Genomic DNA, 11,763 nt, shown 5'->3' with positions numbered 1-11,763 from the left:
TATGGCCTATGCCAAATCTGAGAAAGCCATTAGTTTAGCCTGGACCGGTGCCTCGGGCGCGCCCTATGGCTTGAAATTGTTAGAATGTTTATTGGCCTCGGGCTATCAAGTATTTCTAATGATCTCAAGCGCCGCCCGTGTGGTGCTGGCCACTGAGCATGGCTTGCAGCTTAGTGCGAGCAGCGATAAAGCCAAGGCACAATTGCTCGATATGCTGGCACAGAAGAAGATAACCTTATCTGGCGAGTTAGTGGTATTAGGCAAAGATGAGTGGTTTTCGCCGCCAGCTTCAGGCAGTGCAGCCCCTAAACAAATGGTGATTTGCCCTTGCTCGACTGGGACACTGGCGGCTGTTGCCACTGGTATGAGCAATAATTTGCTCGAACGGGCGGCGGACGTGGTATTAAAAGAGCGCGGTCAGCTGATCTTGGTTCCGCGTGAAACTCCGTTTAATGCCATACACTTAGAGCATATGCTAACCCTGTCGCGCTTAGGGGCCACTATTATGCCGGCGGCGCCGGGCTTTTATCATAATCCCAAATCCGTAGAAGATCTGGTAGACTTTATGGTCGCTCGAATCCTCGATCATTTGGGCGTTGACCATGCATTAACGAGTCGCTGGGGCTATGACAAACACTCCCCCAATGACATCGACAATTGAGACTGATATGAAACACACCATCGAAGTGATGATCTCCGCCGAAGAGATCAGCCAAAAATTGGATCAAATGGCCGAGCAAATCAATGCCCACTATGCCAACAGCGAGCGTTTGCTGATGGTGGGATTGTTAAAAGGTTCAGTCGTATTTATGGCTGATCTGTGCCGCCGTATTAAAGGCCATGTTGAAATCGATTTTATGTCGGTTTCGAGCTATGGCAATGCCATGACCAGCTCACGGGATGTGAAAGTGCTGAAGGATGTGCAATCGGATATCGCGGGTCGCGACGTGCTGATTGTGGAAGACTTAATTGACTCGGGCAACACTTTAAACAAAGTGCGCGAAATGCTGTTATTGCGTGAGCCAAAGAGCTTAGCCCTGTGCACTCTGTTGGATAAACCCGAGCGCCGTGAAGTGGATGTTAAAGTCGACTTTATCGGTTTTACGATCCCAGACGAGTTTATTGTGGGTTACGGCATCGATTATGCTGAGCAATACCGCAACTTGCCTTATATCGCTAAAGTGGTGCCGCTCGAATAAGCCCGATGCGTTATGACTCAAACTCCCGCCTAGGCGGGAGTTTTGTTTTGTGCCGAAAGTTGGCGACGCAAATGTTGTTTGGGGTCACCTATCTGCGTTTGGTGATCTATTAGTTATTTTTAATAAATTAATCTGTATTGATTCAATCAACTAGAGCCATAATTCGTTTTTATACAGCCTAGCGTGTTGCATTTGCTGTTTTCGACACCATCTTATTGTTTTGTTCATTCTTTCAGGATCAGGAAGCACTATGGCCAATCATGCCCATGCTCTCGTACTCGAGGGGCTAAAAAAAACCTACAAAGGTGGTGTAGAAGCGGTAAAGGGGATTAGCCTTACCGTTGAACAGGGAGACTTTTTTGCTCTACTCGGCCCGAACGGCGCAGGTAAGTCGACCACTATTGGTATTATCAGCTCCTTGGTGCAGAAAACCGCTGGCTCTGTGCAGGTGTTTGATTTTGATATCGATAAGCAGCTCGAGGAAGCCAAGCTGTGCATAGGTTTAGTGCCACAGGAATTTAACTTCAACCAGTTTGAAACGGTACTGCAAATTGTCGTGAATCAGGCGGGTTATTATGGTGTGCCTAAGGCCGTGGCTCTTGAGCGAGCCGAAAAATACTTAAGCCAGCTGGATTTGTGGGATAAGCGCAATAGCCAATCTCGCACTCTCTCTGGGGGAATGAAGCGGCGATTAATGATTGCCCGCGCCCTGATGCACGAACCTAAGTTACTGATCTTAGATGAGCCAACGGCAGGGGTCGATATTGAGCTACGCCGCTCAATGTGGGAATTCCTCAAACAAATCAACCAGCAGGGCGTGACTATCATTCTGACGACCCACTACCTTGAAGAAGCTGAAATGCTGTGTCGCAATATCGGCATTATCGATAAGGGCGTGCTGGTGGAATGCACGAGCATGAAGGCCTTGCTGAGTAAGCTGAATCTCGAAACCTTTATCCTCGACCTACGCCGCGACATCGATGTCGCCCCCACACTCGATGGGATGGTGTGCCGTTTAACCGATCCGCATACCTTAGAGGTGGATGTGGCAAAGGATCACAATCTCAATGATGTGTTTACGCAGTTAACCGCCGCTAAGGTAGAGGTTTTGTCGATGCGTAACAAATCCAATCGTTTAGAAGAACTCTTCGTCGAGTTAGTGAAGAAAACCCAAGGAGCTAAGGCATGAAACAGCTGTATTTTATCGCCTTCAAAAGCATATTAACGAAGGAAATCAATCGTTTTACCCGGATTTGGATCCAGACCTTAGTTCCGCCAGCGATCACTATGACCTTGTATTTTTTGATTTTCGGTAACTTGGTCGGTAGCCGCATTGGCGATATGGGTGGCGTATCTTATATGGAGTTTATCGCGCCAGGTTTAATCATGATGTCGGTGATTACTAACTCCTATTCGAATGTGGCGAGCTCTTTCTATAGTGCGAAATTTCAGCGTAATCTCGAGGAGTTAATGGTCGCACCCGTGCCTCATTATGTGATGATCGCAGGCTATGTGGGGGGCGGTGTCGCTCGGGGCTTATGCGTTGGTTTAATCGTCACGCTAGTCGCCATGTTCTTTGTCGACATCAGCTTGCACCATGCGGGCCTTGTGGTCATGACGGTATTTTTAACCTCAGTGCTGTTCTCCTTAGGGGGATTAATTAATGCGGTATTTGCCAAGAGTTTCGATGATATCAGCATCATCCCGACGTTTGTGCTTACGCCCTTAACCTACCTCGGCGGAGTATTCTATTCACTGTCGTTGCTGCCATCGTTTTGGCAAGGCGTTTCGGCACTGAACCCTGTGGTCTATATGATCAACGTCTTCCGTTACGGTTTCTTAGGTTTTGCCGATATTAGCATCCCGCTTTCTATTGGCATTATGGTGGGCTTTTGTGCCGTACTCTGGGGCGTTGCGTATTACCTCATCTCGCGGGGAATTGGCCTGCGTTCGTAGCTAACTATTAAGGTTGTGACTATAGAAGGCATAATTTCTTATGCCTTTTTTATGTGCTGGTTTTTGTTTAAGGAGTATTTAGCTTCATTTTTGATGATAACTTGCTAAGGTAATGTTTTATGTTGGTTTGAAATGAAGGATGAGCATGTATAGGACTTTATATATACTAATTGTGGGGTGCTTATTTGGCTGCACGAACGCAAAAAATGAAGTAACAGTCAGCGACACTCTTTCTACTCGCAATGGTCAAGTAACAACTTTGCCGACGGAGGGAGAGAATTATCCACAAAACAATCTCTCATCAACGCAACCAAAAGGCTTGGCTCAGAAAAATAAATTATACAGTTATCAATTTAATGAACGTCTGTTTACCGCGCATGCAGCTCGACTCGTTAAAGGAACAGTGGTTTACGATACGCAAATATCGACGTTTGGACGGCTTAGAGGTTCATTCGTACTGGTTTCTAAATCTAATTTAGCGGCATTATCCTCTAGTTTTCGAATTGAGCACATTGCAGATAATACTTATCGATTAATACCAATCGATAACTCTATTTTATTATTAGATATTCTTAAAAGCTTACAGAAATTAGGTCAAGTTGAATTAGAGGTCGATTACACTCCGCAAGATAAAAATTCAGAAATGTAGTATTTAAGGAATTATTTTTTATCGTGCTGAAATAAAAACGCCCGATGAGGTTCATCAGGCGTTTTAGATGGAAATAAGTGTCAACTTATTTCTGGACGATACATAGCGCGTTATTTACGTCGACGTAATGTCGCTAAAGGCAACAAGATAAATGTTAACCAACCTAAACTACCTCCGGAAGACTTATTCGGTGTAGGAGTTGGTGTTGGTGCCGGAATATCATTCACCTTCACTGATATAGTACTCACTACATCGTCTGTTCCATCATTTACAGTTAGTGTAAATTCAAGAGTCTCATTTGCATTAACTTGCGGAGCTGTAAAGCTTAATGATGCCGTGTCAGCACCAGTCAAGGTGACTGCTGTCCCTGAGGTTTGTGCCCAAGAATAGGTGAGTACATCATCAGAATCTGCATCAGTCGCAACAGCGCTTATGCTAACATCTTCACCCTCTTTTACTTCAGTAGCACTTGGAGTCAAACTGACGACAGGAATGTTGTTGTTTTTTACTGTTACCAACACAGTGCTTACAACATCATCTGTACCATCATTTACAGTTAATGCGAATTCTAAAACTTCATCAGCATCAACATTTGGCGCTGTAAAACTTAACGAAGCAGTATCTTTGCCTGTAAGTGTCGCTGCAGTGCCTGAAGTTTGAACCCAAGTATAAGTGAGAGTATCACCTGCATTCGCATCAATAGCTGTAGCAGTAATGCTCACAGCTTCGCCTTCTTTTACCTCTGTCGCGCTGGTGACCAAGCTAACATTGGGTAAACGGTTAACGCATGGATTTACATCACCTGCCGTTTGCTCATGGAAGACACTAGTCACAATATTTGAGAAGGTGATGTTATCAATAATCCAGCCAAACTCATTTGTGTTGGTATCAGAGACTATGCGGAAGCGGAAACGTACTTCGTTACCATTTAACTTAGTTCCAAAGTTAACTGTTTCAATATCACCAGGGAAATCCATAAAGCCAGTAAATGCTTGGCGACCAGGGAGTAGATCCGCTAACTCACCAGTATAGCCTGCACCTTCAAAGACACCGCCCATTTGAGTAACATCGGCCCAATCTCCTCCGTTGATGCTAATTTCGACGACACCACCGTCGTAGTTTTCTTCAATTTCAAAATATTGGAACCAGCTGATTTTGAAATCACCGCCGTAACCAACAGTTACTGGTTTAGTTTCATAAGCGACATCTGATGCAAAACCATTATTGGCAATACGTAGATATTGAGTGTCAACGGGGAAGTAATCAGCATATTGGCTTTCAAGTTTCGCAGTGCCCTTGGCCATGTCACCGCCTTCAAGCACATGTTCCTTAAAGTCAACTAGCCCAGCTTGGCTTTCCATATTACTCGTAGACTTATTGCCTTCAGGCGCTTTGTCTTTAAAGTCCATGTTAACGACGGTCGTAAAGCTATATTCGTTTACATCGGTTCCCTCTAAAGTTGGGAACGTCAGTTTTAACTCAACAGTATCTGCTGTTGTAGCTTCATTAAGAGTCATCTCTATCGGAGTACTAGTGACTTCTGCAAATAAGTCTAGAGCTCCAAAGGTGACTTTACCGTCGTTTGCAAGCGTAATATCTTGGCCGCTGACAATTTCAACTTTTCCTTCTAGCCCTTCAAAAGTTTTACTTCCGCGGTTAGTTATCGTGAAGCTGACAGCCCCTGTTTCGCCTTTATCTAAAATGCCATCTTTACTGCAATAACCGACAGTTAATCCTTCATAGTCTGCATTGATTTCGTGGTTAGTCACATTAAAGGCAGATAGCTCCGTCTTATAAGATTCGACCACACCACGATGTTTGGTGTCATACCGTTCAGGTGAAACGGCTCCAAGGCCCATACCTCTACGAGCAAAGGCTTTTAGGAATAGTTCATAGTCCTTAGGCTCATTTGCATACGCTGCGGCTAATAAGGCATCACGGGCTTCGGTATAAGTTGGTGCAATCGGCGTCATTTTATAGGCGGCAACGAGATAACTCATCATCATGCTGCGCGCTTCTGCAAAGGTATAGCGCTCATCATTGATTAAAGAGACATAACAATCCCATAGCATGGCGGCCCATGGTTCACCTGCATCATGTACTTCCGCATTGCCATACTGGTCAGCACTAGTCCCTTTATTTAACTCGACATTACCGAAAGTGAGAGGATTCACTTCCATATTTGTGCTGTAAGGGTAATTGCGGATGCCTGAATAGAAAGAGGCTACATAAGTAATCGCAGCATAAGGTTTTTGGAATAGCTCGTTACCAGGGATTAATGCATCGTCTGCTTCTGATATCACGAGCAATGCATGGAAGTCCCCCCAACCTTCGCCCATAGAACGGCCTTGTTGGTTGATTAAACCCGAAGAGTTACCCACTAAACGGTTACTGATGTAATGTCCCCATTCATGGGCAACAATAGCATTATCCCAAGAGCTGTCTTTAAACGGCTTTTTGTTGAACATGGTGACATTGACTGGTTTGGCTGCATCGAGCTGGGCATAAATCAATGCACCGTCATTTTTTGACAAGCCGATGCTTGGAATTTTGACAGTGTCGTCGCTGCCGCCCATTGGCGCAGGCTCTGTGGTACCCGAGTTGTTAGCAATGAGTACGCCAATAGCTCCTGCAGTTTGGGCGAATTTAGCTTTCACGGTAAAGCCGCAAACACCACGGTCAATAATGGCAATTTTACCTGCGAGGTCTGCTGCATTTGTTGGTGCAGTACATCCATCATTTACGGGGGCTACACCATCAACAAGACGAACCACTTCACCACTGATTTCAAACTGACCTTGACCAAAGCTTGCGCGTTGTGTCGACGGGAGTAGTCCAATAGCAGCATCAGAGGTTACGGTTACTCCATAGTCTTCACCATTGACTGCATCTTTACTATCCCAAAGATACATTTGCATTCTCGGTGAGCGGCCATCAGCTGGAGTGCTCATGTTTGCATTGTTAAAGCCTGAGTTATCTTGAACTTCGGCTCTAATAGCATCTCCCTCTTCACCGCCACGCCCGTAGTTCTGTGCTTGAGCGTTTCCTGAGGCTTCATCGAACCCATGATCATAAAATAAATCATGTAAATAGTTGTTCATATAGAACAGGTTAACAATAGATGCTTTGCGGTTGTTAACAGAGCTTTCGACTTGATTTGTATTATATTGATAGTCAAAAGTTTTATCGCTAGTGATCTCTGCTGTGAAGTCACCATTGGTAAAACCATCTGGGGCTAGAGCGTCTACATAGGCAAAGACGTTATTACCCGATGTTGTGGTGGCATCTTCCGCTAACCATGGATCCATTGTACTAATGGGGCCAGAGGTGATAGTAACCATTGGAGCATCTAAATACTCAGTTGCGTCGACTTGGTCTTCACTCATCGCTGGAATAACATTGCCATGTGGACCATCCCAAGGCACACCTTGCTCATCAGCATATATACGATAATTAAACGCGGCTTCTTGTGCTGTCAGGTTATGTTTAAAAAGGACTTTATTATCTAAGTCGCTAATAACAAATGAATAAAATTCAGAGTCAACACTGTCGTTATCTGCGACCTCAATCTCCACGTAATGAGCAGGTACGAGCGAACCTTTTAATTCAAAAAATACGGGTTTAGAACGTGGTTCACCTTTAAGTATTTTCGAACTACCAGAAGCTGTTACGTTAAAAGATTGGTATTTACCAGACGTTGTCGATGCGCTGATATTGGCATCGGAAACACCCATTGCCTTTGAAGCCGCTTTCACCGCATTTAAAGGATCATTAAAAGTCGTTTTAATCCCTTTGAGCTCAGTTGTGTTAGCTGTACTTGAGGGTAATAAGCTTCCAGAAGTTGCCACGAGTTCAAAATTACTATTCATCAACACATTGAAATTACGGTTAAAAACCTCAACGCCTTGATATTCTTGCTGGTATTTAGCAATTTTTGCCCCACGGCCTGTATCGTGCAAGTTGGTTAGCACTGGTTTCAAACTAGCATTTTTGCTGGTTGATAGACCCGTTACTTGGTTTAGATAGTAATCGGCTGCAAAGGCAAGTTTATATTGTGAATCAAGGGCCCCCATATCGGGAGTTCTTTGATCTGATTTTGCCCACTGAAAAGTGGCTTCTCCAGTTTCTTGGTCATATTGATCTTTCATACCGCTGACTGAAGTTACGCTCTGGCTATGCTGATTTTTGGCTAAGTTATTACTGATTTGATGTATACGTAGAGTATTATTGTCTGCAACTGCTGCACTTGATAATAGTGCCGCCGAGATAGCGATAGATAATTTTGTCTTCACAACTTCATTCCTTGTCAATTAATGCTTTTGGTACTGACAACAGTACCGTGTAGCTAAATTGTTATTGTTATGCTGCGCATTTAATGGCTAGCAATGAAGTTGTAACACAAAAGTATCGTACGGTTAACACTTTTGGTGGAAAAAAGACTTAAGTCATCATTTTGCGATATAGCATTCTGTTTGAAGGCTTTTTTGTGAGAGCCGTAACTAAGGCTTCACCGCTCTTGTGATAGGGTTTTGCAGGCTGATAAGGGTTTCAGTCGATTGAATTTCGTCGATTGATTGGATGCGGTTAATCAGCACGTGTTGCAGGCCATCGATGGATTGGCACATGACTTTGACAAAAATGCTGTAGTTGCCTGTGGTGTAGTAGGCTTCTACCACTTCTTCTAAGGCATTTAGCTTGGCGATGGCGGCGGGGTAGTCGCCGGCACTTTTGAGATTAATTCCAATAAAACAGCAGACATCGTAACCAAGTGCCTTGGGATTGATGGTGATCTGGGCACCAGTGATAATCCCTGCTTGTTTCATTTTCTCAACACGCACATGGATAGTACCCGCACTCACGCCGAAACGTTTGGCAAGCTCGGCAAACGGGGTGCGTGCGTCTTGCATTAAGGCTTCGAGGATATGGTTATCAAGCTGATCGCGCTGAAATGCGGTTTCCATAAATAAACTCTCTATAACATAATGAATTGTCATAAAGTTACGTTCTTTTATGGTGAATGGCTACTGCTTTTAGGTGTTTTTATTGTTTTTAGTGATCATTGCTCACCTTCTGGCTCACAAAAGGGGGCATCGGCACTGAACGTCATGCTCTCACCCGTGTATGGGTGTTTAATGGTCAGTTCTGCGGCGTGGAGTAATAATCGCGGTGCTAAGGATTTTGCCAGCGGATCGGCATAAAAGCCGTCGCCGAGAATAGGATGCCCAAGTGCCATCATATGTACCCTGAGTTGGTGTGAGCGTCCAGTAATCGGCTTTAGCTTAACGAGAGTCGAGCGTTTGGCGCGGCTTAACACTTCAAAGTGGGTTAATGAGGGTTTACCTATTTCGTGGTCAACCTTCTGTTTTGGGCGATTGGGCCAATCACAGATTAGCGGGTAATCCACACTGCCTGTATCATTTTTGATATGACCAGCCACCCGAGCGAGATAGGTTTTACTGGTTTCTCTATCGTGGAATTGGCGTTTTAGCTCGCGCTCGGCGCTACGAATGAGCGCAACCACCATGACACCAGAGGTCGCCATGTCGAGGCGATGGACGATTTGGCAATGGGGATGCTCGGCTTTTACTCGGGCGTAAACACTGTCGTAATGGGCGGGATCGCGACCTGGCACGGACAATAATCCCGAAGGCTTGTTGACCACGATAATGTCTTTATCTTGGTAAAGCACATCGAGCCAGGGAGTTGTCGGTGGTTGGTAAATAAAATCAGTCATAATCGCGCCTATTAAACAATGCGCGGCAAAGATACTCTGCTCGGCTCTGGGGTGCAAGTTTGTTGTCTCTGCTCCTTATCTCGCCTCGCTTTAATCCATCGAAAAATGATTTGCAGATAGAGCTGGATTTGAGTTTTTGTTATACTCGTCACCTTTTTCGTGATTGTTCATTTTGAGCCAGTGAAGTATGAGCCAGCCAGAGATTTACACACCTGAGACACTTTCTCACGTTAATAACCGCTTAGAGTTATTGGCGCCTGCAAAAAATGCCGATTATGGCATTGAAGCCATTCGCCATGGTGCCGACGCGGTTTATATCGGTGGTCCCGCATTCGGAGCGCGTGCGACCGCGGGTAACAGTGTGGAAGATATCGCCCGTCTGTGTACTTTTGCTCATAAGTATCATGCGCAAGTGTTTGTGGCCATTAACACTATTCTGATGGACGATGAGCTCGAGACCGCTGAAAAGCTGATTTGGGATGTGTATAACGCGGGCGCCGATGCACTGATTGTGCAGGACATGGGCGTATTGCAACTTAACTTGCCGCCGATTGCGCTGCATGCTAGTACGCAAATGGATAACCGTAATCCCGAGAAAGTCGCCTTCTTAGAGCAAGTGGGTTTCTCACAAGTGGTATTGGCGCGTGAGTTAGGCTTAAGTCAAATCCGTGAGGTTGCGGCTCACACCAATATGCAGATTGAGTTCTTTATCCACGGCGCCCTGTGTGTGGCCTACAGCGGCTTATGTAACTTAAGTCACGCCTTCAGTAACCGCAGTGCAAACCGCGGCGAATGTTCGCAAATGTGTCGTCTGCCGGGCAATCTTAAGACCCGTCAAGGGGATGTGTTGGCGCAAAATGAGCACTTACTTTCATTAAAAGACAATAACCAAACCGATAACCTCGAAGCCTTGATTGATGCCGGTGTGCGCTCCTTCAAAATTGAGGGGCGTTTAAAAGATCTAAGTTACGTTAAAAACGTGACCGCCCATTATCGTCAAAAGCTCGATGCCATTATGGCGCGTCGCCCAGAGTTTGTGGCGTCATCCCATGGCCGTACTGAACATACTTTTACTCCGGATCCCGAAAAAACCTTTAACCGTGGCAGCACAGATTACTTTGTGAATGAGCGTAGCCAAGGGATTAAAGACTTCCGCTCGCCAAAATATATCGGTCAAGATGTGGGTAAAGTGGTCGCCATCGGTAAAGACTTTATTCAAGTCAGTTCAACCCACGAGTTTAATAACGGCGATGGTTTAGCCTATTTCCCGCCAAACTATGCGATGGCCAAACAGTCCGATGACAAATTGCAGGGACTGCGTGTTAACCGAGCCGAAGGTCATAAGCTGCATGTATTGCAGGTGCCGCGCGATCTGCGTGTCGGTATGACCTTATACCGTAACCACAACCAAGCCTTCGAGACTTTACTTTCTAAGGAGTCAGCCAAGCGTATTATCGGCGTCGACATGCGTTTAACCGATACTGCTACGGGCGTGGCGCTGACCTTAACGGATATTTACGGTCTTAGTGCAACGGTTGAGCTTGCAGTCGAAAAGATGCCCGCCACCGACGCTGAAAAAACCTTGCAGACTATCCGTACTCAATTGTCGAAGCTGGGCAGTACCGATTTTACGGCGCGGCAGATCAGTATCGAAACTGCCGAGCCTTGGTTCCTGCCTGCATCTGTGCTCAACGGCCTGCGCCGTGATGCGGTAGCAGCATTAGAACTTGCCCGTGTTGAAGGTTACCAGCGTCCAAAACCTTGGAAATATAATCAAGATGCCGTGTATCCATTCAAACACTTAAGTTACTTGGGGAACGTGGCAAACGAAAAGGCGAAGGACTTTTATCAACGCCATGGCGTGATTGAAATTCAGGACACCTACGAGAAAAACGGCGTAACTGAAGACGTGCCGTTAATGATCACTAAGCATTGCCTGCGATTTAACTTCAATCTCTGTCCTAAGGAAGTGCCGGGCATTAAGGCGGATCCTATGGTGCTTGAGATAGGTAACGATGTGTTGAAGTTGGTCTTCGACTGTCCAAAATGCGAGATGATGGTCGTCGGTGAAAACCGTCAGGTTCGCGGTCAAAAAGCTGTTTAATTCAGCTTGAATGGTTATCAAGGGAGCATTGAGTATTCAATGCTCCCTTTTTGTTTTTAGGGCCGTTGCCGCGCTCTATGTTGCCACTTGGTTAACTACAGGATATTTTATTGAAAAATTT

The 11,763-nt window shown here is 45.4% G+C and carries 9 protein-coding genes; 6 read left to right on the top strand and 3 right to left on the bottom strand.

The features are described from left to right. Position 1 precedes the first annotated feature (1 nt). The 5 genes from ACUZ8J_RS17055 to ACUZ8J_RS17035 all read left to right on the top strand — a co-directional run bounded on the left by ACUZ8J_RS17055 (position 2) and on the right by ACUZ8J_RS17035 (position 3,804). A complete protein-coding gene (locus ACUZ8J_RS17055) occupies positions 2–661 on the top strand; it encodes a flavin prenyltransferase UbiX (protein WP_446694450.1) in 660 nt (219 codons plus the stop codon). A 7-nt stretch (positions 662–668) separates the two neighbouring features. Then, positions 669–1,199, top strand: a complete 531-nt coding sequence (hpt, locus tag ACUZ8J_RS17050) for a hypoxanthine phosphoribosyltransferase (RefSeq protein ID WP_446694449.1) — start codon at positions 669–671, stop codon at positions 1,197–1,199. 250 nt (positions 1,200–1,449) lie between these two features. Next, the gene (locus ACUZ8J_RS17045) at positions 1,450–2,388 is read left to right on the top strand and encodes an ABC transporter ATP-binding protein (protein WP_374918182.1); all 939 of its coding nucleotides are present in this window, start codon (positions 1,450–1,452) and stop codon (positions 2,386–2,388) included. Next, positions 2,385–3,155, top strand: coding sequence for an ABC transporter permease (locus ACUZ8J_RS17040; protein WP_011715945.1), 771 nt, complete (start codon positions 2,385–2,387; stop codon positions 3,153–3,155). The genes ACUZ8J_RS17045 and ACUZ8J_RS17040 overlap by 4 nt, the downstream gene beginning before the upstream one ends. Positions 3,156–3,300: 145 nt before the next feature. Continuing rightward, positions 3,301–3,804 (top strand): hypothetical protein, encoded by a 504-nt coding sequence (locus tag ACUZ8J_RS17035; RefSeq protein WP_446694448.1) that lies wholly within the window; start codon positions 3,301–3,303, stop codon positions 3,802–3,804. Between the two features lie 110 nt (positions 3,805–3,914). Here ACUZ8J_RS17035 and ACUZ8J_RS17030 read toward each other — a convergent pair whose 3' ends face one another. From ACUZ8J_RS17030 to rluA, 3 genes are all read right to left on the bottom strand, one after another. After that, positions 3,915–8,096: a rhombosortase-dependent M36 family metallopeptidase gene (locus ACUZ8J_RS17030; protein WP_446694447.1), complete on the bottom strand. Its 4,182-nt coding sequence runs from the start codon at positions 8,094–8,096 to the stop codon at positions 3,915–3,917. A gap of 207 nt (positions 8,097–8,303) precedes the next feature. Beyond that, a complete protein-coding gene (asnC, locus tag ACUZ8J_RS17025) occupies positions 8,304–8,765 on the bottom strand; it encodes a transcriptional regulator AsnC (protein ID WP_011073571.1) in 462 nt (153 codons plus the stop codon). A gap of 95 nt (positions 8,766–8,860) precedes the next feature. After that, positions 8,861–9,538, bottom strand: a complete 678-nt coding sequence (gene rluA, locus ACUZ8J_RS17020; protein ID WP_011625286.1) for a bifunctional tRNA pseudouridine(32) synthase/23S rRNA pseudouridine(746) synthase RluA — start codon at positions 9,536–9,538, stop codon at positions 8,861–8,863. Between the two features lie 187 nt (positions 9,539–9,725). On the opposite strand from rluA, the gene ACUZ8J_RS17015 reads away from it, so the two are divergent. Next, positions 9,726–11,642, top strand: coding sequence for a peptidase U32 family protein (locus ACUZ8J_RS17015; RefSeq protein WP_446694446.1), 1,917 nt, complete (start codon positions 9,726–9,728; stop codon positions 11,640–11,642). Positions 11,643–11,763: the final 121 nt, after the last annotated feature.

This window comes from Shewanella sp. Koi 1 (assembly GCF_052907445.1).
The sequence above is the reverse complement of the archived record's forward strand: the minus strand, read 5'-3'. Positions and strand labels throughout refer to the sequence as shown.